Source organism: Halomonas sp. YLGW01 (assembly GCF_014840935.1).
In the GTDB taxonomy this organism is placed as follows: Bacteria; Pseudomonadota; Gammaproteobacteria; order Pseudomonadales; family Halomonadaceae; genus Onishia.
In genome coordinates this window covers 1,939,510-1,960,535 of sequence record NZ_CP062005.1, presented here as the reverse complement: position 1 = coordinate 1,960,535, position 21,026 = coordinate 1,939,510, and the positions used below count along the sequence as shown (strand labels likewise).

The window sequence follows — 21,026 nt, the reverse complement described above, 5'->3', positions numbered from 1 at the left end:
GAGTCCCCATGCGCCTCTTGTATCGGAGCTCGCCCTGGCGCGAGTTGTTCGCCGGCGAGACCCTGCCCGATCCCGCCGGGCTCTCGCCATTGCTGGCGCCGCTGGGCGATGCCCTAGCACGGCTGGGGCCTACGCCAGGCCTGGCAGTGGCCAAGGCCTGGCAGCTCGTCCTGGTGAGGGCGCTCGAGCGACTCGACCTGCCGGCCTGGCGTATCAGCCAGCTGATCAGCGATCACGACCGCTGGCTCTACCGGCAAGCCATCGCGACCTCGCTGGACGAGATGCAGGCCACTGGCTGGGGGCTGCCGCCCCGTCCGTTCTGCATCCTGGTGCTGGGCTCCATCGCGCGCCACGAGAGCCTGCTGGCGCCGGATCAGGACAATGCGATGATCATCGCCGACTACCCGGATAGCCGCCACAGCGAGATCGACGGCTACTTCCAGGCCCTCGGCGAGCGCTTCACCGAGCGCCTGGCCGCCGCCGGGTTGCCGCTGTGCCAGGGCCATGTCATGGCCCGCTGGCCGATGTGGCGTAAGCGGCTCTCCGAGTGGGATGCCCAGCTCGCCATCTGGAGCGCCGAGCGCCGGGTCAAGCGCGTCCAGCAGACCAATATCCTGCTCGACTTCGCCCCGGTCTACGGCGATGCCGGCCTCGCCGAGGCCCTTCGCGACCGGGCCCTTTCTCGACTCGCTCGAGCCGGGGGCTTTCTCGACGAGATGGCGAGCCTGCTCGCGGAGACGCCGGTGGCGCTGGATCGATTCGGGCGATTGCGGGGTGATGATCAGGAGGCGCCGCAACAGGGTGCCCTGAACCTCAAGCGCCAGGGGCTGATGCCGCTGCAGAGTGCGGTGCGCTTGATGAGCGTGCTGCATGGCTGTCGCGGGGTCGATACCCGGTGGCGGCTATCCGAGTTGGTCTATGCCGGTGCGCTGGAAGCCCGCCAGGCGCTGGCCCTTTGCGATGCCATGAACCGGTTGCAGGCGTCGCTGCTGGCATCCCAGTGTCGCCGACTTGGCGCCGGAGGGCTGGCCGATGGCTGGGTCGTGATCGCGGAGCTCGATGACGCCGAGCAAGCGCTGCTGCGCCTGGATCTGAAGGCCATCCGTCGCTTGGTGGGGCTTGCGCAGGCCATGGCCGGGGCGTCATTGCGCTAGGGGGCGCGTTGGTGAGGGCGCCGGGGGGTGGCAGCCGCGGTGGTCGACGGGGTGCTTGCTTCCCGGGGCGCGTCGGGCAGCTCCATGATCAGGCTGGCGCCGCCCAGCGTGCTGGCGTCCTCGACCCACAGCCGTCCGCCGAGCTGGGTGACGATGCCGCGGCTGATCGGCAGCCCCAGGCCACTGCCCCGGGGGCGGCCCCGCGCCCCGCCACTGGCGGCGCCCTGGCGCTCGAGTTGGTGGAACTTCTCGAACACCCGCTCGCGCTCCTCGGGCACGATACCGGGGCCGTTGTCTTCCACGCTGAGCCGGACATGCCCCCGTTCACGCCCGAGTCGCAGCAGCACCTGGGGCGACTCGTCGGCGGCGAACTTGGCGGCATTGTCGATCAGGTTGATGATCACCTGCTCGAGGCGATCCGGGTCGCCGATCACCTGAGCCTCGTCGACGTCGATGAGTGCCTCCAGGCTCACGCCGCGCTCCTCGATCGGGTGTTGCACGGCGATCAGGCTCTGGCGGGTCAGAGTCACCAGGTCCAGGGGCTTGGGGTGCAGGGTCAGGCGCCCGGATTCGAGCTTGGCCAGGTCGAGGATCTCCTCGATCAGCCGCGACAGGCGTTGGCTTTCGAGTACGACCACCTCGAGGAACTGAGCGCGCTTTTCCTCGGGCAGGTCGTGGCCGTCGCGCAGGATCTCGGCGAAGGCGCGAATAGAGGTCAGTGGCGTGCGCAGTTCGTGACTGACCATGGCCACGAACTCGTCCTTGAGGCGGTCGAGTTCGCGCAAGCGTTCGTTGGCCCCGCGCAGCGCCTCGCCAATGCGCGCCAGTTCCTGGGACTTCTGTTCCAGACGACGGTTGTATTCAAGCGTTTGGGAGGTGGTGTCGAGGATGCTCAGCACGGCTTCCATATCCAGCGCCTCGCCACGCACCACCGAATTGATCAGGAGTCTGGCCGAGGCGCTGCCGAGCGCTCCCGCCAGTGCCTGCTCGGCTCGGGCGATCAGCTGCGGTGAGGCGGAGGCGTCCATGGCTGTCTCGGGCGTGCCCTCATGGGTGTCGCCCGTAGCCTCCATGCGAGTCTCGCCTCGGCCGGTGTCTGGCGCCATCACGCGAGCGGTGGCGGCACCGCCCAGGTAGCGCTTGAGCAGGTCATGCAGGGCGCCGCGCGTGGTCTGGCCCTGCCACAGCGGTGGAGTATCGACGCCTGCGGTCAGGGCCTCGGTGAAGAGGGCTGCCTGCGTCTGCTCGAGTCGGCTCTGACGGCTAAACAACGAGACGCCGATCAGCACGCCGACGTTGGCCATGAGGCTCCACAGCAGCGAATGCGTGTAGATGTCCAGGCCGTCGAGGCCGAACAGCGCATAGGGGCGTAGCCAGGCCTGGTGAAAAAGGCCTTCCTCGAGAAACCCAAGGGGCAGCCAGCCCGATTGTGCGAAGCCCGGTAGCAGCAGGGTGTAGCTCCATACCGTGATGCCGGCCAGCATGCCGAGCCCGGCACCGCGGCCGCAGGCGCCACGCCAGTAGAGCCCCAGCAGCAGGGCAGGCGCAAACTGACTGACGGCGGCGAAGGACACCAGGCCAATGGTCACCAGGCTGTAGGAGTCGCCGATCAAGGCATGATAGAGATAGCCCAGCAGCAGGATCAGGGCGATGGCAACGCGGCGGATGCCCAGTAACCAGCCCGAGAGATCTCCGCGCAGGCCCCGGGAAATGGGGGTGGCCCTCAGCAGCAGTGGCATCACCAGCTGATTGCTGACCATGGTCGAGAGCGCAATGGTCTCGACGATCACCATGCCGGTGGCCGCCGATAGCCCACCGATGAACACGAGAAGCGACAGGCCCTCGCGGCCGGCGGAAAGCGGCAGGGTCAGCACGAAGCTGTCCGGGTCGCTGCCGGTGCCTGTCAGCAATAGGCCGGCCAGGGCGATCGGAATCACCATTAGGTTGATGACCAGCAGATAGAGGGGAAACAGCCAGCTGGCCCGTATCAGATGGCGCTCGTCGACGTTTTCCACCACGAGTACCTGAAACTGGCGGGGTAGGGTGAGGAAGGCCAGAAAGGCCAACAGCAGCGTGCCGATCCAGCCCAGCGCTCCACCGGGGACCGCCGACAGGCTCAGGACACCCTGGATCTCTGGCCGGGCGGCGGCCCGGGCGAACAGGTCGCCAGGGCCCTCGAAGAGTACGAAGAGGGTAAAGATGCCCACCGCCAGGAAGGCCATCAGCTTGACCACGGATTCCACGGCAATGGCCGCGACCATGCCTTCATGACGTTCGCTGGCATCCAGGTGGCGGGTGCCGAAGAGCATGATGAACACCGCCAGCACCAGGGCCACCCAGAAGGACTTGTCACTCAGGAAGCTCGACGCCGAGGTGGTGTATGACGGAGCGGACGGGTAGTTCATCAGCACCGCATGGCTCAGGGTGATGGCCTTGAGCTGAAGGGCGATGTAGGGGGTGATGCCGATCAGGGCAATCAGCGCCACCAGAGCGCCGAGCCGTCCGCTCTTGCCATAGCGGGCGCTGATGAAATCGGCGATCGAGGTGATGCGCTGCGCCCGGGCGATGCGCACCATCTTGCGGATGATCAGCGGGCCAGACAGCATCGCGAGTGTCGGCCCCAGGTAGATCAGCAGGAAGCTGGGACCGGCATTGGCGGCACGACCGACGCTGCCGTAGAAGGTCCAGGCGGTGCAGTAGACGGCGATCGACAGGGTGTAGACCAGCGGCGAGGCGATCACCGAGCGACCCTGCCTGGCGCGACGGTCGCCCCAGGCAGCGATCACGAACAGCAGTGCCAGATAGCCAAACGCCGCCACGATCACGCTCAGTTCAGCGCCCATGTCGGCAGCCTCTGATCGTTCTGATCATTCATCGGGCCCTCGCTCCAGTAACCAGGCGGCCAGGCCGATCACCAGCCCCCAGACGCCGAACAGATAGGCGGCGAGCCAGGACAGGCCTCCGGCTGGTCGGTCAGCGAGCAGGATCAGCGGTGGCGTGAACAGCACGCTGGCGAGTATCACCAGCGCTACCAGTCGCTCGGCGCGGCGCGGCGGCATCATGCGCTGGCGTCCTCGCGGTCGAAGGCGCTCGACTGCAATGCCAGGGCATCGGCAAGCGTCTCGATGCCACGCGCCTCGAGCCGCGTGCGCATGGCCAACCACAGCTCGGCGGTGACTCGGGCGTCGCCCAGCGCCGTGTGCCGAGTGCCCTCGGCGAAGTTCAAGGCATAGCGGCTGGCCAGGCTGTCCAGGTCATGGCCGTCGATGGCCGGGTCCAGGGCGCGCGACAGCAGCAGGGTGTCGAGTACCGGCATGTTCAGCGTCACTCCGGCCCCCGGTGGCTGCAGCGCCAGGAGGTCGAAGGCGGCGTTGTGGGCAAGGATCACCGCATCGCCCAGGTAGTCGCGAAAGCGCGGTAGGGCTTGGCTCAGGGGCGGAGCGCCCAGCACATCGGCATCGGTGAGCCCATGGATGGCGGTGCTGGCCGGCGGGATCGACCGGCCCGGGTCGACGCGCACGTCGAAGGTGTCGTCGGCGAGGAGACGCCCGTTGACGATGCGGCAGGCCCCGATGCTGATCACCCGATCGTCCTGGCGCAGGGCCAGCCCGGTGGTCTCGGTATCGAAGGCCACGACCTCGAGCTTTGCCAGCGGGCAGGCGGCCAGTTCGGCGTCGGGGGGCGGCAGGTCGGCGATGCCGAAGTCGTGGAACTCCGGGCGCGGCGGCGGGCGGGTGAGCGGGGCGCCGACCCGTTCCACCGACGGCAGCGGCAGGCGCAGCCGGGCATGGTGTCCATCGGCATCCTGAAGACTCCACATGTCGCTGGCATGCTGGCGCAGCAGGTCCTCGATGCTCGGCGATAGGGGCAGGGCGTCGAGGCGCAGGGTCTTCCAGCCGGCTAGCTGGTGCTGGGTCAGTGGTGCTCCCCGCCAGATAAGGTCCAGGTAGACGCGGCGGTTGCCCAGGCACACCTCGGCGTCCAGATGGCGCACCTCGGCCAGGTCGCCGAGGCGGGTCGCCAGGGCCTCGAGCATCACCAGTAGCGCCGGGGCATCGGCCTTGACCCAGGCCGGCATGCCGATCGGTGTCAGCACCAGCGGCGAACTTGCCAGGTGGTCATTGAGGGCCTGCCAGAGATCGTTCGACCACAGTGGCGCCAGCCGTTCGCCCTGGCGCTGGAGGGCCTCGAGGGCTTCACCGAGCCGGTCGATCGCCTGACCGAGCCCCTGGCCCTCCTCGTCGATGATGCCGGCGAGCCGATGGGATAAGGGCGTTTCGGGCGCCGTCTCTCCGGGAGGCCTGGTGGGTGTGGTCGCCTGAGTGGCGGAGTGGGTGGGGGAGCTCAGGTGGGTCAGGGCCTCGGCGGCGCTTGACAGCCCGGCGCCGTGGCGACGGACGGCCGTGAGGCATTCGGCGAGCCGTGCACGGGTGCCCATCTCGCAGTGCCAGGCGGCGGTACTGTCGGTCAGGGTGATCAGGGTCTCGCGATCGCTGTTGGGCACCCGGCGCAGGCAGCCGTGAAGCCAGCGATCCTCCAGCGGGACCAGCAGTTCCCGGGGCGTACCGTCGGCGGGCAGGCGGTCGAGTGCCTCCGAGAGGCTGGCGAGGTCAAACAGGCCTTCCAGGCGCTTGCCGAGACCTAGCCCGGGATGGTCGGCGAACAGGGATTCGGCGGCCTGATTGAACAGCAGCAGGCGGCGGTGACGGTCGCAGAGCAGCAGCGGAGTCTCCAGCACCTGCAGCAGGGCCTCGAGTTCCTGGCGAATGCGGGCCGCCCCCCGGGCTCCCTCGGCATGGGCGCCGGCCAGTTGCGAGCGGTCCTGGCGCCAGTGCTCGCGAAGCCTCATGAGATCGGGGGCCAGGCCGGTCAGCCAGCCCTCTGGGCGGTAGTCGTCGCGGGCGTCCGGACTGGCCACCATGCGCGCCACCTGCACCTGCAGGTGGCGAAGGGGCGCGAACAGCCGCCGTTCCAGCAGCAGACCCAACAGGGACAGCACGCCGCCGCCGGTCAGGCAGCCGCCCCACAGGGCGATGCGTTCGGCGCCGACCGGGGCCAGCCGGCTATCCAGCCACAGCGCCAGGAAGGCGCCGCCGAAGAGGCACAGGCCGCTGAGTAGCAGCCAGACACCGATCAGGCGCTGGCGCCTGGGCAAGCCCGTGGGTGTGCTCATGGCGCGGCCTCGTCGAGCAGCGCCTTGACCTTCTCGACCAGCGCCTGGGTCGAGAAAGGCTTGGTGATGTAGTCATCGGCGCCGAGCGCCAGGCCCTTCTCCCGCTCCACCTCGCGCCCGTGGGCGGTGAGCATGATGATCGGCAGGCGTGTAAGGGCCGGGTCGCCACGCAGCCGCTCCAGCACGTCGAAGCCGCTGATGCCGGGCAGGCTGATGTCGAGCAGCACCAGGTCGGGAGGCGCCTCGGCAACCCGGACCAGCGCGCTCTCGCCGTCTGCGGCGGTCATCACCTCGAAGCCGGCCTGCTGCATCAAAAACTCAAGCGACAGGACGATGTTCGGCTCGTCATCCACTACCAGCACCTTGGCCATCGCCGTGTCTCCTTGTCATGACGGTTGCTCTGGAGGGCTTGCACCAATGCGCCGGGCCCTTCCTTTGAGTCTAGTGGTCGGGCAGGAAGGATCGAAAGACGACCTTGGCAGGAGCTGCTAGGCTCGCCGCTTGAGCGCTTACACACAGCCAAGATGCAGGAGACGACGATGATCGAGGTGCACCATCTGGAGAATTCGCGCTCCCAGCGCGTGATCTGGCTGCTCGAGGAGCTTTCCGCCGACTACGAGGTGATCACCTACCGGCGTGACCCGAAGACGCTACTGGCACCTGAGTCGCTGAAGCAGGTCCACCCGCTGGGCAAGTCGCCGGTGATCGTCGATACGCAGCGCGAAGGAGAAGTGGTGGCCGAGTCCGGGGCGATTATCGAGTACCTGCTCGAGCGCTTCGATGACGGTCGGCTGTTGCCGCCAGAGGGCAGCCCAGAGCGGCGGCGTTACCGCTTCTGGCTGCACCATGCCGAGGGCTCGGCGATGCCGCCGCTGGTGATGTCGCTGGTCTTCTCGCGGCTCGACAAGCCGCCGGTACCGGCCTTGATCCGCCCCATTGCCCGGCTACTGGCGGGCGGCGTCAAGGCCAAGTTTCTCGATCCGCAGATTCGTGACCTGCTTGCGTTCTGGGAAGGCGAGTGTGGCGAGCACGCCTGGCTGACGGGTGAGACCTTCAGTGGCGCCGACATCCAGATGAGCTTTCCGCTACTGGCCCTCGACGGTCAGGGGCGACTCGCGGATTACCCTCGGCTCACTGATCTGCTGGCGCGGATGCGCGACCGGCCGGCCTATCGTCGGGCGGTAGAGCTGGGCGGCGAGTTCTCGATGGGCGAGTGAGTACGCCCGCCTTATTCACTGCCGCGTTGTTCAGGGGCGAATTCATTCTTGCGGCGCATATTGATCTCGCGTTGTTTAGCCGGATAATAACCGTCATCAATACCTTATCACTGAGGTCGGATTTTATGATCAAGTCATGGCTCTTGGGGGCCTCGCTGGCCCTGGCGACCACCCAGGCGATGGCCGCCGATATCACCCCGCTGGTGCAGGCTGACTGGCTGGCCGATCGGCTGGGCGACGATGACCTGGTGGTGCTCGACGTGCGTTCGAGCATCGACAACGGCGGCGATCGCGCGAGTTTCGAATCGGCCCATATCCCGGGCAGCATCTACAGCAGTTACACCGGTGATGGCTGGCGCGAAAGCCGCGATGGCGTGACCGGCCTGCTGCCGCCCGTGTCTCGCATGGAGCGGCTGATCGGTGGGCTCGGCATCGACAACGACGATAGCGTAGTGATCGTGCCGGCCGGCACCGGGGCCACCGATTTCGGCAGCGCCGCCCGTGTCTACTGGACCTTCAAGGTGCTCGGCCACGATGCGGTCGGCATCCTCGATGGCGGCTTCGCCGGCTGGCAGCAGCAGGGGCAGGAGGTGGCCAGCGGCCCGTCCGAGCCTGGCGACATCGCTGACTTTCAGGCCAGTCTGCGTGAGGATCTGATCGCCACCACCGAGGAGGTCGAGGCGGCGCGCGACGGCCAGGCACAGCTGGTCGATGCCCGGCCCGAAGACTATTTCCGTGGCGAGAATCAGTCGCCGGCGGCCAGCGCCCCCGGGACCATTCCCGGTGCCAAGAATCTGCCCCATGCCTCGCTGCTGACCGATCGCGATAGCGCCTTCTACCTGGACACCGCGGGACTCCAGTCGCGCATCAACGGCGCCGAGCTCGCCAGTGACGTCCAGACCGTGGCCTTCTGCAACACCGGCCATTGGGCCGCCACCGACTGGTTCGTGCTCAGCGAGGTCGCGGGCTTCGACGACGTGGCCTTGTATGACGGTTCCATGTCCGAGTGGACCAGCGACGACAGCCGTCCGGTAGCGGTCGCCAAGCGCGGCATCGGCAAGCTGATGGAGTTCTTCGAATAACGAAGGACGACGCACCTTGGCACACGGGCGATGGCGGTAGCCGTCGCCCGTTTTTGTGACTGACGGGATGCAACATGGATAAGACAAGTGTTTCTTCGGCCGCCAGCGAGGGCTGGCGGATCGATCGTTTCGTGGTCGGCGTGGCGCTACTGGGACTGCTGCTGCTGGGCGGGCTGATCTGGCTCGAGACCGCGCCCTTCCTGGTGGTGTTGTTCGCCATCGGCACCCTGCTCGGGGTGGCGCTCTTTCATGGTGCCTTTGGCTTTACAGCCGGCTGGCGCAACCTGGTGGTCAAGCATCGCGGCGGCGGCATGCGTGCCCAGTTGCTGCTGTTCGGCCTCACGGCGGTGCTGATGGTGCCGATCCTCGGCAGCCATCAGGGCGAGCTGATCGGGGCGGTGGCGCCGGTGGGGACCTCCCTTATCGTCGGTTCCTTCCTGTTCGGCATCGGCATGCAGCTGGGCGGTGGCTGTGGGTCCGGCACACTGTTCACGGTCGGAGCAGGCAATCTGCGCATGGCCGTGACGCTTCTGTTCTTCATCATCGGCGCCGTGCTGGGATCCCTGCACCTGCCCTGGTGGCTCGACCAGCCGGGGCTCGATCCGGTCAGCCTGATCGACGGCCTCGGCATTCCCGGCGCCATCGGCATCCAGCTGGTCGCGCTGGCCGGGCTCTGGGTATGGGTCGATCGGCGCGAACGGCGCACCCATGGCCACGTCGAGCGCAGCGAGCTACGCCTGAGGGGCGAGCAAGGCATGCTTCGCACCCTGATCAGCGGCCGCTGGCCCTTCGCCTGGGCGATCCTGGCACTGGCGCTGGGCAACGTCCTGACCCTGGTGATCGGCGGCTCGCCCTGGGGCATCACCTTCGCCTTCAACCTGTGGGGGGCCAAGGCCCTGCAGGCGGTCGGGGTCGACATGACCCAGTACGAGTTCTGGACCTGGGACTACCCGGCCATGGCGCTGGCCGACTCGGTGCTGGTCAATGTCACCTCGGTGATGAACTTCGGCCTGCTGCTCGGCGCCATGCTGGCGGCGGGGCTGGCCAATCGCTTCAATGAGGCCAGCCGCAAGCGGCCGGAGGGCCGCCCGTTCCTGGCCGCGGTGATCGGCGGTCTGCTGCTCGGGTACGGGGCGCGGTTGGGCTTCGGTTGCAATATCGGCGCGCTCTTCTCGGGCATCGGCTCGGCGAGCCTGCATGCCTGGCTCTGGTTTGCCTTCGCCTTCCTCGGCTCGCTGATCGGCATTCGCCTGCGGCCCTGGTTCCGACTGCCCAACTGATCTCAAGGAGCCTGTCATGCAAGCTGCCTACAAGCGTTACCGCGTGATACTGGTGCTGGTCGCGGTGCTCGGGCTGGTGCTGGTCGATCATCTGAACAGCCCGACCTTTGCCTTCAACATGGGCAAGGGCAATGTCGAGACCACCCTCAATCAGCGCGACAGCACCGCCTGTGCGCCCTGTGGGGCACCCTGTCCGTCGTCACGGGACTGAGCCCCGTCAGGGAGCGTGAAAAAAGCCGCCGAGCATGCTCGGCGGCTTTTTCGTGATCAATACCCTGATGGTTGTTCGATCGGCGCCCGGCGATCGGTTCAGCGGTGGCGCCGTGTCATCAGCACGCCGCTTTCATCGAATTCCAGGCGACGGTTGCGTCCGGCGAACAGGGTGAAGGTCACCGCGAGCGCGAGGATGGCGCCCAGCAGCAGGCAGACCTGCGGCAGGCTGGCGCCGCGATCCAGCAGGATGCCGACGCCCAGGGGACCCAGGGCCGCCAGGCAGTAGCCGATGCCTTGAGCCATGCCCGACAGCTTGCCGGCAAGTCGGGAGTCGCCGCTGCGCAGCACCACCAGGGTCAGTGCCATGCTGAAGCAGCCGCCCTGACCCAGCCCCAGAAGCACCACCCCTGGCCAGCGGTACTCGAGGGGGCCCAGGAGCAGCAGCATCATGCCGGCGCCATTGGCCGAGAGCATCAGGAGCAGGGCGGGGCGCTGGTCGCGGCCGAGTCGTGCCAGCCAGGGCGCGGCCAGGGCCGATACCAGCTGGAACATCACCGACATGGCCAGCAGCCAGCCGGCCTCCTGTTCGCCGAGGCCGCGGAGCTGCAACAGTACCGGCAGCCAGCCGAAGACGATGTAGGCAAGCGACGACATCGCTCCCATCAGCAGCGTGACCTGCCAGGCCAGGGGGCTGGTCAGCAGTCGCGCCTTGGGCGGCGGGGCGGCAGTCGTCGAATGGTCCGGCCAAGGGTGCGGCATGCGCCACCGCCAGCCGATCAGGGCAACGATGGCCACCAGGGTCCAGCTGCCCAACGCCAGTCGCCAGCCGCCCAGCATGTCGGCCAGCGGAATGCTGAGGCCGGCGCCCAGCGCTCCGCCCAGACACAGGGCCATGGTGTAGACGCCGGTCATCAGATCGGCCCCCTCGGGCAACTCGCGCTTGACCAGAGCCGGCAGCAGGCTGCCGGCGATCCCGATGGCACCACCGACCAGCAGAGTGCCGAGAAACAGCAGCCAGACGGCATCGAAGGCCCTTAGCGCCAGAGCCAGCGCCAGGAGCATCAGCGCCAGCGACAGGGCGCGTTCGGCGCCGACCCGCTTGGCCAGCCAGGGCGCCAGCGGGGCGAAGAGCCCCAGGCAGACGACCGGCAAGGTCGTCAAGGCGCCGATGCTGGTGGGGGAGAGTCCCGTGTCCTGCTGGATGCGGGCGAGGACCGGCGCCAACGACGACAGGGCCGGGCGCAAGTTGATCCCAACCAGGATCATTAACAGCAGAAATCCCAGCAACGACCTGCGGGGCGTGGTGGCGTGTGTCATGGCAATGGTGTCTTGGTGGTGCGGCGGTCAACTGTTTCTAGCGTTAGCGGCAGAACGGCGTGGAGCATCGAGCGTGGAGGGCTCGAGCGGAGCCTGAGCATTGTCAAGCCCCTCGAGACCCAACCAGAGTCGGGGCGACGCGGGAGTCGCCCGGGAGTCGATCTTGGCCTGGATAGTACTGATATCCTCGGTGCTGACCAGGCTGCCATCGGGCCCGAGGGACCCCGCCAGTGTGAGCTTGTCGCGATACGCCCAGCAAATCGGAGGCACCCAGGCGATCCGCCACAGGCGACCCTGCCAGCGCAGGGACTGCGGGCCCTGCCACTCGAGGTCATCGGGGAGTATCAAGGCCGCGAACAGATCGGCACTCAGCTCGGCGCTTGAGTGCGCCAGTCGAATCGGGCCCTGGTAACGGCCCTCGGCCAGGGCCTTTCGCCGCTTGCGCACGCTGCCCGGCCCCGTCGCCTCGCCTCGCCCGCAGACATGCAGGAGGTGTTCATCGACCTGCTTGATGACCCACACGGTTGAGGGTTTGCGGCCCATTATCCAGTTGAGCATGAGGTCTCTCTCATTTAGGTGGCCAAGGCGCTTCCTGCGCCACCCCTTCGAGCAAGATCGGAAGTGTCGGAGAGGCCCTGTCCAGCAAGGGTCAGGCCTCTCCCGGGCGGCCCTGTAGTCAGGCCTGCTTGGGACGACGGGCGCGGCGGCGCGGCGCCCGATTGTCGTCACTCTGACGGCGCTGATCGTTGCCGCGATTGCCGCCGCGGCCACCGTCGTTGCGAGCGTTGCCGCTCCGGCCGTTGCCCCCGCGGCCACGACCGCCGCCCTTGCCGCGGCCGTTCTCGATCGGCTCAGGCTTGGCGTTGGGGTCGGGCTCGAAGCCGGGCTCGATGCGCTTCTCGAGGTCGCGCTTGATCAGCCGCTCGATGCCCTTGAGCAGGCCATGCTCGTCGACGCAGACCAGCGACACCGCCTGGCCTTCGCTGCCGGCACGGCCGGTGCGGCCGATGCGGTGAACGTAATCCTCGGCAACGTTGGGCAGCTCGAAGTTCACCACATGGGGCAGTTCGCTGATGTCGAGGCCACGGGCGGCGATATCGGTCGCCACCAGCACCTGCAGGTCGCCCGACTTGAAGGCCGCCAGCGCCTTGGTGCGCGCGGACTGGCTCTTGTTGCCGTGGATCGCCATGGACGGGATGTCCTGCTTGGAGAGCTGCTCGGCGAGGCGGTTGGCACCGTGCTTGGTGCGCGTGAACACCAGCACCTGATACCACTGCTTCTCCTTGATCAGGTGGGCCAGCAGCTCACGCTTCTTCTCCCGGTCGACCTTGTAGATCGCCTGATCGACGGTCTCGGCGGTGGTGTTGCGGCGTGCCACCTCGATCATCGTCGGCTCGTCGAGCAGCTGGTTGGCCAGGGTCTGGATCTCGTTGGAGAACGTGGCCGAGAACAGCAGGTTCTGACGCTTGGCCGGCAGCAGGCGCAGCAGCTTTTTGATGTCGTGGATGAAGCCCATGTCGAGCATACGGTCGGCTTCATCCAGCACCAGGGTCTCGACCTGAGACAGATCGACATGGCGCTGCTGATGCAGGTCCAGCAGGCGCCCCGGGGTGGCGACGAGAATATCGAGACCCGGGCGGATGGCATCCACCTGAGGCTGCTGGCCAACGCCGCCGAAGATCACCTTGGAGGTCAACTTAAGGTGGCGGCCGTAGCCTTCGACGTTGTCGCCGATCTGGGCGGCCAGCTCACGGGTCGGGGTCAGCACCAGGGCCCGAATCTGGCGAGCCTTGGGGCGGGGGCCGTCGGCCAGGCGCTGCAGCAGCGGCAGGGTGAAACCGGCGGTCTTGCCGGTGCCGGTCTGGGCACTGGCGAGGAGATCCCCCCCCTTGAGCACGGCCGGAATGGCCTGGCGCTGGATGGGGGTGGGAACGGTGTAGCCTTGTTCTTCGACCGCGCGCAGCAGTTCGCTACGCAGGCCAAGGTCGGAAAAGCTCATGCAAACTCCGGATAACACGACACCGCCGCTCGCCGAAAGAGGTGGCGCGAGTCCCGGGCGGTGCCGTGAGGAAAAATCGGTGACAGACGCGGCAGGAGGGACCATAAAGTGCCGCGGACCCGCATGATGACAGAAAAATCTGCTGGACGCAGCTTTTAAGCCTGCTAACCGCTCAGCGCAGGGCGCGAATGCGGCTCGCCAGCCGGTCGGCCAGGGTATCCCAGCTCTCGCCGAGCGCCCGCACCAGGGCCGGATAGCCGTCGCTCGTAAGCGCCGTCTCGACCTCGAAGGTCTCCAGGGTCAGCAGCTGCCCGTCGGCCCCGCGTAGCTGCCATTGGCCGGCGGCCATTGCCTGGCCATCGTGGCGTCCCTGGAAGCGCTCGAGTTCCAGGCGCAGGGTCATCGCCCTCGGCGGAACCGCCGGGTTGGCCTCGGCCAGCACACGAGTGTCCGCCAGGCGTCGGCCCAGGCGCCGGCGCAGGCCCCGCTCGAGCATCGGGCCCAGGTCCTCGGCCCAGAGATGATCCCGGGCCGGGTTCAGGGTGATGTCGTCGAGCTGCAGCACGATGCCCGGCTGCTCCAGGAAGCTCGCCAGGGCGAGGGGGCGCACCACCAGCAGATGCTCGTCCGCCCCCTGGTGCTTCGTCGCCTCGGGCGGAGCCGTCTGGTCGGGGGGCAGGCTGTAGTGCCGCGTCGGTGCGGCCTGGGTGGCGCAGCCGCCAAGCCAGGCCAGGATGGCCACCAGGGCCAGGGTGCGAAGTAAGGGCATCGGGCTCTCCTTGCCGTTCATCGGGGGGCTCGCGGTTGGGGGTCCTGGCCGCGGGGGCGATCGAAGATCAGGGCATTGGGCTGTTCGCTCAGGGTCTTGGCCACCGGCTCCAGGTCCCGCATCAGGGCATCGAAGCGCTCGAGGGTCGCGGTCAGCTCGTCGTAGGCGGTGGAGCCGGGGGACAGGCCCTCCAGGGTGACTCGGAGATCGTCGAGGGTCGAGGTGAGGGCGCCCGGCAGGCGCTGGGTATCGGGATCCTCGGTGAGCGCCTTGACGCTGGACGTCAGGGCGCGCACTTCCTGGAGCATGGCTTCGGACGCCGCCAGGTTGCGATTCAGGCCCTCGAGCACGGGTTCGACCTCCAGGCCATTGAGCTTGTCGAGCAGGCTGGAGACCTTCTGCTCGATCTGGGCGAGCCCCGCCGGAGTGGTGGGAAATACCGGGCGATTCTGGTAGCTGTCGGCCAGGTAATCGGTGGCGGCCGGGCGCTGGAAGTTGAGGTCGACATAGAGCGCGCCGGTCAGCAGGTTGCCGGCCTTCAAGGAGGCGCGCAGCCCGTTCTCGAACCAGCCCTCGAAGCGCGTCCGCCAGCTCTCCAGATCCAGCGTCTCCAGGTTCTCACCGAGCCGCTGCGGCTCGATGCGGATCAGCACCGGAATGGCGAAGCCGGCACGACGCGAGCGCTCATCGATGTTGAGCTCCCAGGGGACGGCGGCCACCGTGCCGACCCGCACGCCGCGAAACTCCACCGGGGCACCGCGGGACAGGCCGCGCACCGTCTCGTCGACCAGCAGCACATATTCCAAGTAGCGGTTGAAGGTGCCCTGACGGGCACTCTCCGCGTCCTCGTAGAGGGTGAAGGTAGTGTCGGCACTGACCGGCTGGCCCAGCGGCACATCCTCGGGCACCCCGAAGGTCACGCCACCGCCAAGCAGCGCTTCCAGGGATTCGACGTTGACGCTCACGCCCTCGGAATCGAGCTTGAGGTCCACGCCGCTGGCCGGCCAGAAGCGGGTGCTGTCGGTGACCAGCACGTCGTAGGGCGTTTCGACGAAGACACGATGGCGCATGCGCCGGGTCTCGGGGTCGAAGCGGGCTTCCTCGACGCGGCCGACGGTGAAGCCGTGATAGGTCACAGGATCGCCTACCCGTAGGGAGTTGCCGAGCTGGCCCACCAGGTTGAGGCGGATACCCTCGGCATCGGCAGGCGCCACCGGGGGCTGCTCGAGCACCTCGAAGCGATAGCTCGACTCGTTGCTGCTGCCGGGTTGCAGCTGGATATAGGCACCGGACAGCACGGTGTTGAGCCCGCTGATGCCTTCCCGCCCGATACGCGGCTTGACGACCCAGAAGCGGGCGTCCTCGACCAGCATCGGTTCCACATCGGGGCTCATGCGGGCGATCACGCGGATGTGACTCAGGTCGTCGGACAGCCGGACCTGTTCGACGCGGCCGACCTCGACGTTGCGGGTCTTTATCAGGGTGCTGCCAGCCTCGATGCCCTCGGCATTGCTCATGATCAGGGTGACCTGGGGGCCGCGGCTGATGTAGTCGTCATAGAGCAGCCAGAGGCCGATCAGCAGTGCCACCAGGGGCACGATCCAGATCGGCGACAGCCGTGAGTGACGACTGACTCGAGCTCGAGAGGGGGGCGTGTCCTGGCCAGGCGCATCAGTGGTCATGGGCAACGTCCTTGTCAGCGGAGGTGGAAAGCGCCGTAGCGCCGGTCTGGTGGGATCGGGGCAGGGGCGGGTCCCAGATCAGCCTGGGATCGAAGGCCATGGCCGCCAGCATGGTCAGCACCACCACCGCGCCGAAGGCCAGCGCCGCCGGCCCCGGGGCGATGGACATCAGATTGCCGGCACGAATCAGGGCCACCAGGATGGCCACCACGAACACATCGACCATCGACCAGCGGCCGATGAGTTCGGTGATCCGATAGAGCCGGATGCGGGTGACGGCATTCAGCTCGCCGCTGCGGGGAACCGCCAGGCATAGCCAGGCCAGCGCCATGAGCTTGCTGACCGGCACCAGGATACTGGCGATGAAGATGATGGCCGCGATCGGATAGGAGCCATGCTGCCAGAGGGTGATGACCCCGCCGATGATCGTGGAGGGATCCGAGTGACCAAGGGAGGTGGTGATCATGATCGGGTAGAGGTTGGCGGGCAGGTAAAGCAGCGTGGCCGCCGCCAGCAGGGCCCAGGTGCGCTGTAGGCTGTGGGGCAGGCGGGCGTGCAGGCGTTCGCCGCACCGGCGACAGCGGCCGTTGCCGTCCGCGTCCAGGCGGTTTACCAGGCCACAGGTCGAGCAACCGGTCAGCCCCTGGGGCGTGGCGCGGGCCCCCGTCACGGCGCCGTCGGGAGCGGCGGGCTCACCGGCCAGCGAGAACCACATCCAGTCGGCATCGAGCGACTGGGTCGTGAGCAACAGCAGCAGGGCAAAACAGCAGAAGGCCCAGAAGGCCAACCCCAGCGAGACCTCGGCCATGCCGGCGATCTTGATCAGGCTGATCAGGGCTCCGACGATAAACACATCCGCCATCATCCAGGGATGCAGGTGGGAGAGGGTCCGGGCGATGTCGCGGCTGGCGGGCAGTAGCGAGCGGCGTAGCAGGCCGACCTGCAGCCAGATCACGCTGGCCAGATAGACCATCGGCAGCACCAGGATGGTCAGCACCACGCCCACCGCCACCAGCGGCTGGTGCAGGCCGATCAGGCTGGTGGCGGTCTCGGTCAGGTTGATGCGATGGCCAAGGCCGCTGACCTGAAAGCTCACGAAGGGCAGGCTGATTGCCATGACCAGGCTGAGCAGGGCGGCAATGGCGAGCGCCAGGCTGCGCTCGGCCGGACGATGATGACGGGTCGACAGGGTGTGGCCGCAACGCGGGCAGTCGGCGCTCTGGCCACGATGCAGCGGCGGTAGCTGGACCAGCCAGTCACATTCGTGGCAGGCGCGCAGGCGTCGCCGGGACGGTTGCGTCTCGGGAGGGCCCTCATGTGCCGGGAGGGAGGGGGCTGGACTATGCGTATCGATCAAGGCCGAGTTCCTTCTTTTCCCCATTATGACGGCTGGCAGAAGACATACAATCCTGGCCGGACTCGATGCTACAGTGCGCCGGCAGGGCATGGCGACAGCCGGCGCCGCTCCAACGGGGCGGCTTGCCAGGACAACACAGCGAGACACAGGGAGAGGGAGTCTATGGGATTGCCGATAGTAGCCGTCATCGCCGGACTGGCGTTGCTGGTGTGGAGCGCCGAGCGCTTCGTCGACGGGGCGGCGTCGACTTCGCGCTATCTGGGCCTGTCGCCGCTGCTGATCGGCATGCTGGTGATCGGTTTCGGCACCTCGGCGCCGGAGCTGATGGTCTCGGCGCTGGCGGCAGCCCAGGACAATCCGGGCCTGGCGCTGGGGAATGCCTACGGGTCGAACATCACCAACATCGGGCTGATTCTCGGGCTGGTGGCGCTGATCGCGCCGCTTGCCGTGCAGTCCGGGGTCCTGCGCCGGGAGTTGCCGATCCTGTGTGGGGCCACGCTGCTGTCTGCCTGGCAGCTGCGCGATGGGGTGATCGACACGACGGAGGCGCTCATCCTGCTCGTGGCGCTGGCGGCCTTCATCGGCGCGAGTATCTGGCAGGGGCGCCAGGCCGAGGCCGCCACCGACACCCTGGCCAGTGAGACCGATCATAGCCTCGAGAGTCATCCCATGTCGCTGAAGGCCAGCGTGACCTGGACGCTGGTGGGGCTTGTGTTGCTGGTCGCCAGTTCTCGCCTGCTGGTCTGGGGGGCGGTGGCCATCGCCCAGGCCTTCGGCGTCAGCGATCTGATCATCGGCCTGACCGTCGTCGCGATCGGCACCTCGCTGCCGGAGCTGGCCTCCTCATTAAGCGCCCTGCGTCGTCGCGAGCATGATCTGGTGCTGGGTAACGTGGTCGGTTCGAACCTCTTCAATACCCTGGGCGTGGTGGGGCTGGCCGGCGTGATCACGCCGATCCAGGTGGGCGGCGAGGTCATGATGCGGGACTGGCCGGTGATGGCGGTGATGACCCTGGCGATGACCGTCTTCGCCTTCGGGATCAAAGGTCGTGGCGGGCGCATCAACCGCCTCGAGGGTGGCCTGTTGCTGGCTCTTTTTGTCGGTTACACGGCCTATCTGGTCAGGGTGGTGATCCAGGGCGGCGGTTGAGGCATCGAGCCGGGAAGCTCGAGCCGAGCCCGCGCGTGATGTGCGGCAATCAACCACATGCCCGAGGGGTGAAAGTGCGGCATCGCGACACACCTGAAGCGACGATTTACATGCAGGTTTGGCATAGCATGGGTGGCGTTAGTCGTAACTTCATCGCAAGGCAGTGAATTTCACTAGCGGTATCGCCATTATCCTAGGCTCAGGGAGGCTCTTATGGAGCTTGATCCACTCGTTCTGTCGCGACTCCAGTTCGCCTTCGTGGTGTGCTTTCATGCCATCTTTCCGGTCTTCACGATCGGGTTGGCGTCCTACATCGCGCTACTGAACGGTCTGTTCTTCGCCAATGGCAACCCTGCCTGGGAGCGCCTGGCGGTGTTCTGGACCAAGGTGTTCGCGGTGGTGTTCGGCATGGGGGTGGTGTCCGGCATCGTGATGTCCTTCCAGTTCGGCACCAACTGGAGCAACTTCGCCCAGGCCTCGGCCAACTTCCTGGGCCCCGTGCTCAGCTATGAGGTAGTGACCGCCTTCTTCCTCGAGGCCGGCTTCCTCGGCGTGCTGCTGTTCGGCCGCGGCAAGGTCCCGCAGGGCGTGCACCTGTTTGCGGCCATCATGGTCGCCGTAGGGACCTTCATCTCGTCGTTCTGGATCCTCGCCGCCAACAGCTGGATGCAGACGCCCGCCGGGGTGGAACTGGTCGACGGGACCTTTTATGTGACGTCCTGGGCCGAGGCACTCTTCAATCCCTCCTTCGGCTATCGCTTCGTGCACATGGGCATGGCGTCCTTCCTGACCGGTGGCTTCGTGGTGGCCGGGGTCAGTGCCTGGTTCCTGCTGCGGGGGCGTGACGTGGCCGCCAACAAGAAGGCGCTGTCGATGTGCCTGTGGCTGCTGCTGGTGCTGGCCCCGGCCCAGGCGGTGGTCGGTGACTTCCATGGCCTCAACACCCTGGAGCACCAGCCCACCAAGGTGGCTGCCATGGAGGGCAACTGGGAAACCCAGTCTCATGTGCCGCTGCTGCTCTTCGCGATTCCCGACAAGGATGCCCAGGACAACCTGGTCGAGATCGGCATCCCCAGCCTCGCCAGCCTGATCCTGACCCACCATGTCGATGGCGTGGTCCCGGGGCTCAAGGACGTACCGGTCGCCGAGCAGCCGGTGGTGGGCCTGGTGTTCTGGTCCTTCCGCGTGATGGTGGCGCTGGGCCTTGCGATGATCGGCGTGGCGGTGACCGGCCTCTGGCTGCGTCGCGGCGGCCGTGTCTATGGCCATGAGCGCTATCTCAAGGTGCTTGTCGGCATGTCGGTCACGCCCTTCATCGCCGTGTTGGCGGGCTGGATCGTCACCGAGGCGGGGCGCTCGCCCTGGCTGGTCTACGGCCTGATGACCCAGGACGAGGCGGTGACGCCCTCGCTGACCGGCGGCATGGCGCTGTTCACGCTGATCGGTTACGTGGCCGTCTACACGGTGGTGTTCTGGGCCGGCATCTACTACCTGCTGCGGGTCATTCGCCAGGGCATGCTGCCCCACGATCAGGAGACGGTGGTCGATGATATCGAGCGCGCCAAGCGGCCGTTGTCTGCCAGCCACATTCCCTTCGATGATGACGCCGGTCATCCAGTCAGGAGCTGAGCCATGCAAACCTTCGATCTGTCACTGATCTGGGCCGGGATCATCGGCTTCGGGATCATCATGTACGTGCTGATGGACGGCTTCGATCTCGGTCTGGGCATCCTCTTCCCCTTCGCCCCGGACGAGGATTCCCGGGACGTGATGATGAACTCGGTAGCGCCGATCTGGGACGGCAACGAGACCTGGCTGGTGCTGGGGGGCGCGGGCCTGCTCGGCGCCTTTCCGCTGGTCTACTCGGTGTTCCTGCCGGCGCTCTATATCGGCGTCTTCCTGATGCTGGCGGGGCTGATCTTCCGCGGCGTGGCCTTCGAGTTTCGCTTCAAGTCCAAACGGAACCGGCATTGGTGGAACCGTGCCTTCTGCTGGGGCTCGGCCGTCGCGACCTTCGCCCAGGGGGCGGTGGTCGGTACCTACATCCAGGGTTTCGAGACCGAAGGCTTCGTCTATGTCGGCGGCGCACTGGACTGGCTGACCCCGTTCACCGTGCTCACGGGCCTCGGTATGATGGCCGGCTATTCGCTGCTCGGTGCCACCTGGTTGATCTTGAAGTCGGAAGGTCACGTGCAGGAGTGGGCCTATCGCATCACGCCGAAGCTTCTGGCCGCGGTGCTGGTGGTGTTCGCCATCATCAGTGTCTGGACGCCCTTCGTCGACGGTGGCGTGCGTGAGCGCTGGTTCGGCGAGGTTTCCCTGATCTGGCTGCTGCCGGTGCTGGCGCTGGCCTGCGCCTATGGCATCCATCGCTGGGTGAGCCGCCGGCGCGAAGGCATGCCCTTCCTGGCGACACTGGGCATGTTCATCTTCACCTATCTGGGGCTGGTGGTGAGCAAGTGGCCGGTGATCGTGCCGCCGGATCACACCATCTGGGACGCCGCCTCGGCACCGGAATCCCAGCTCTTCCTGCTGCTCGGCATGCTGTTCGTGATCCCGATCGTGCTGACCTATACCGCCTGGTCCTACTGGGTCTTCCGCGGCAAGGTGCGCACCGGCGAAGGCTATCACTGA

The 21,026-nt window shown here is 67.1% G+C and carries 18 protein-coding genes; 8 read left to right on the top strand and 10 right to left on the bottom strand.

Annotated elements, in window-relative coordinates; translation table 11 throughout:
• Positions 1-8 precede the first annotated feature (8 nt).
• Positions 9-1,154, top strand: a complete 1,146-nt coding sequence (locus IEJ03_RS09055; protein ID WP_192034559.1) for a DUF294 nucleotidyltransferase-like domain-containing protein — start codon at positions 9-11, stop codon at positions 1,152-1,154.
• Here IEJ03_RS09055 and IEJ03_RS09050 read toward each other — a convergent pair.
• From IEJ03_RS09050 to IEJ03_RS09035, 4 genes are read right to left on the bottom strand one after another with little or no spacing between them, the layout of a single operon-like run.
• Entirely contained in the window at positions 1,151-3,997 is a 2,847-nt protein-coding gene (locus tag IEJ03_RS09050; RefSeq protein ID WP_192034558.1) for a sensor histidine kinase, read from the bottom strand. The two genes, IEJ03_RS09055 and IEJ03_RS09050, sit on opposite strands and share 4 nt — an antisense overlap.
• 24 nt (positions 3,998-4,021) lie before the next feature.
• Positions 4,022-4,216, bottom strand: coding sequence for a hypothetical protein (locus tag IEJ03_RS09045; RefSeq protein ID WP_192034557.1), 195 nt, complete (start codon positions 4,214-4,216; stop codon positions 4,022-4,024).
• A complete protein-coding gene (locus tag IEJ03_RS09040) occupies positions 4,213-6,327 on the bottom strand; it encodes a 3'-5' exonuclease (RefSeq protein WP_192034556.1) in 2,115 nt (704 codons plus the stop codon). The genes IEJ03_RS09045 and IEJ03_RS09040 overlap by 4 nt, the downstream gene beginning before the upstream one ends.
• Positions 6,324-6,698, bottom strand: a complete 375-nt coding sequence (locus tag IEJ03_RS09035; protein ID WP_192034555.1) for a response regulator — start codon at positions 6,696-6,698, stop codon at positions 6,324-6,326. The genes IEJ03_RS09040 and IEJ03_RS09035 overlap by 4 nt, the downstream gene beginning before the upstream one ends.
• A 168-nt stretch (positions 6,699-6,866) precedes the next feature.
• On the opposite strand from IEJ03_RS09035, the gene IEJ03_RS09030 reads away from it, so the two are divergent.
• From IEJ03_RS09030 to IEJ03_RS09015, 4 genes are all read left to right on the top strand, one after another.
• The gene (locus IEJ03_RS09030; RefSeq protein WP_192034554.1) at positions 6,867-7,544 is read left to right on the top strand and encodes a glutathione S-transferase; all 678 of its coding nucleotides are present in this window, start codon (positions 6,867-6,869) and stop codon (positions 7,542-7,544) included.
• Positions 7,545-7,669: 125 nt separating this feature from the next.
• Positions 7,670-8,626, top strand: coding sequence for a sulfurtransferase (locus IEJ03_RS09025; protein ID WP_192034553.1), 957 nt, complete (start codon positions 7,670-7,672; stop codon positions 8,624-8,626).
• A 74-nt stretch (positions 8,627-8,700) separates the two neighbouring features.
• Entirely contained in the window at positions 8,701-9,906 is a 1,206-nt protein-coding gene (locus IEJ03_RS09020; protein WP_192034552.1) for a YeeE/YedE family protein, read from the top strand.
• Positions 9,907-9,922: 16 nt separating this feature from the next.
• Positions 9,923-10,117: a hypothetical protein gene (locus IEJ03_RS09015; RefSeq protein WP_192034551.1), complete on the top strand. Its 195-nt coding sequence runs from the start codon at positions 9,923-9,925 to the stop codon at positions 10,115-10,117.
• A gap of 98 nt (positions 10,118-10,215) precedes the next feature.
• Here the strand turns inward: IEJ03_RS09015 and IEJ03_RS09010 are convergent, their stop codons facing one another.
• The 6 genes from IEJ03_RS09010 to IEJ03_RS08985 form a co-directional block, all read right to left on the bottom strand.
• Positions 10,216-11,436: an MFS transporter gene (locus IEJ03_RS09010; RefSeq protein ID WP_347400977.1), complete on the bottom strand. Its 1,221-nt coding sequence runs from the start codon at positions 11,434-11,436 to the stop codon at positions 10,216-10,218.
• Between the two features lie 27 nt (positions 11,437-11,463).
• Complete coding sequence (locus IEJ03_RS09005; protein ID WP_192034549.1) at positions 11,464-11,994, bottom strand: hypothetical protein; 531 nt, start codon at positions 11,992-11,994, stop codon at positions 11,464-11,466.
• Positions 11,995-12,112: 118 nt separating this feature from the next.
• A complete protein-coding gene (locus IEJ03_RS09000) occupies positions 12,113-13,435 on the bottom strand; it encodes a DEAD/DEAH box helicase (RefSeq protein WP_192034548.1) in 1,323 nt (440 codons plus the stop codon).
• Between the two features lie 172 nt (positions 13,436-13,607).
• Complete coding sequence (locus IEJ03_RS08995; protein ID WP_192034547.1) at positions 13,608-14,204, bottom strand: ABC-type transport auxiliary lipoprotein family protein; 597 nt, start codon at positions 14,202-14,204, stop codon at positions 13,608-13,610.
• Between the two features lie 17 nt (positions 14,205-14,221).
• On the bottom strand, positions 14,222-15,886 hold the full coding sequence (pqiB, locus tag IEJ03_RS08990; protein ID WP_192034546.1) for an intermembrane transport protein PqiB: 1,665 nt from the start codon (positions 15,884-15,886) through the stop codon (positions 14,222-14,224).
• Complete coding sequence (locus tag IEJ03_RS08985) at positions 15,876-17,243, bottom strand: paraquat-inducible protein A (RefSeq protein ID WP_242457918.1); 1,368 nt, start codon at positions 17,241-17,243, stop codon at positions 15,876-15,878. The genes pqiB and IEJ03_RS08985 overlap by 11 nt, the downstream gene beginning before the upstream one ends.
• A gap of 162 nt (positions 17,244-17,405) precedes the next feature.
• Between IEJ03_RS08985 and IEJ03_RS08980 the strand changes: the two genes are divergently transcribed.
• The 3 genes from IEJ03_RS08980 to cydB all read left to right on the top strand — a co-directional run bounded on the left by IEJ03_RS08980 (position 17,406) and on the right by cydB (position 21,026).
• Complete coding sequence (locus IEJ03_RS08980; protein WP_192034544.1) at positions 17,406-18,392, top strand: calcium/sodium antiporter; 987 nt, start codon at positions 17,406-17,408, stop codon at positions 18,390-18,392.
• A 213-nt stretch (positions 18,393-18,605) separates the two neighbouring features.
• Complete coding sequence (locus tag IEJ03_RS08975) at positions 18,606-20,021, top strand: cytochrome ubiquinol oxidase subunit I (RefSeq protein ID WP_192034543.1); 1,416 nt, start codon at positions 18,606-18,608, stop codon at positions 20,019-20,021.
• Positions 20,022-20,024: 3 nt separating this feature from the next.
• Positions 20,025-21,026 (top strand): cytochrome d ubiquinol oxidase subunit II, encoded by a 1,002-nt coding sequence (cydB, locus tag IEJ03_RS08970; RefSeq protein ID WP_192034542.1) that lies wholly within the window; start codon positions 20,025-20,027, stop codon positions 21,024-21,026.

Bases quoted from the DNA above. Each gene is read 5' to 3' on its own strand.
- IEJ03_RS09055 (WP_192034559.1), top strand. From the start codon at position 9: ATGCGCCTCTTGTATCGGAGCTCGCCCTGGCGCGAGTTGTTCGCCGGC.
- IEJ03_RS09050 (WP_192034558.1), bottom strand. From the start codon at position 3,997: ATGGGCGCTGAACTGAGCGTGATCGTGGCGGCGTTTGGCTATCTGGCA.
- IEJ03_RS09045 (WP_192034557.1), bottom strand. From the start codon at position 4,216: ATGATGCCGCCGCGCCGCGCCGAGCGACTGGTAGCGCTGGTGATACTC.
- IEJ03_RS09040 (WP_192034556.1), bottom strand. From the start codon at position 6,327: ATGAGCACACCCACGGGCTTGCCCAGGCGCCAGCGCCTGATCGGTGTC.
- IEJ03_RS09035 (WP_192034555.1), bottom strand. From the start codon at position 6,698: ATGGCCAAGGTGCTGGTAGTGGATGACGAGCCGAACATCGTCCTGTCG.
- IEJ03_RS09030 (WP_192034554.1), top strand. From the start codon at position 6,867: ATGATCGAGGTGCACCATCTGGAGAATTCGCGCTCCCAGCGCGTGATC.
- IEJ03_RS09025 (WP_192034553.1), top strand. From the start codon at position 7,670: ATGATCAAGTCATGGCTCTTGGGGGCCTCGCTGGCCCTGGCGACCACC.
- IEJ03_RS09020 (WP_192034552.1), top strand. From the start codon at position 8,701: ATGGATAAGACAAGTGTTTCTTCGGCCGCCAGCGAGGGCTGGCGGATC.
- IEJ03_RS09015 (WP_192034551.1), top strand. From the start codon at position 9,923: ATGCAAGCTGCCTACAAGCGTTACCGCGTGATACTGGTGCTGGTCGCG.
- IEJ03_RS09010 (WP_347400977.1), bottom strand. From the start codon at position 11,436: ATGACACACGCCACCACGCCCCGCAGGTCGTTGCTGGGATTTCTGCTG.
- IEJ03_RS09005 (WP_192034549.1), bottom strand. From the start codon at position 11,994: ATGCTCAACTGGATAATGGGCCGCAAACCCTCAACCGTGTGGGTCATC.
- IEJ03_RS09000 (WP_192034548.1), bottom strand. From the start codon at position 13,435: ATGAGCTTTTCCGACCTTGGCCTGCGTAGCGAACTGCTGCGCGCGGTC.
- IEJ03_RS08995 (WP_192034547.1), bottom strand. From the start codon at position 14,204: ATGCCCTTACTTCGCACCCTGGCCCTGGTGGCCATCCTGGCCTGGCTT.
- pqiB (WP_192034546.1), bottom strand. From the start codon at position 15,886: ATGACCACTGATGCGCCTGGCCAGGACACGCCCCCCTCTCGAGCTCGA.
- IEJ03_RS08980 (WP_192034544.1), top strand. From the start codon at position 17,406: ATGGGATTGCCGATAGTAGCCGTCATCGCCGGACTGGCGTTGCTGGTG.
- IEJ03_RS08975 (WP_192034543.1), top strand. From the start codon at position 18,606: ATGGAGCTTGATCCACTCGTTCTGTCGCGACTCCAGTTCGCCTTCGTG.
- cydB (WP_192034542.1), top strand. From the start codon at position 20,025: ATGCAAACCTTCGATCTGTCACTGATCTGGGCCGGGATCATCGGCTTC.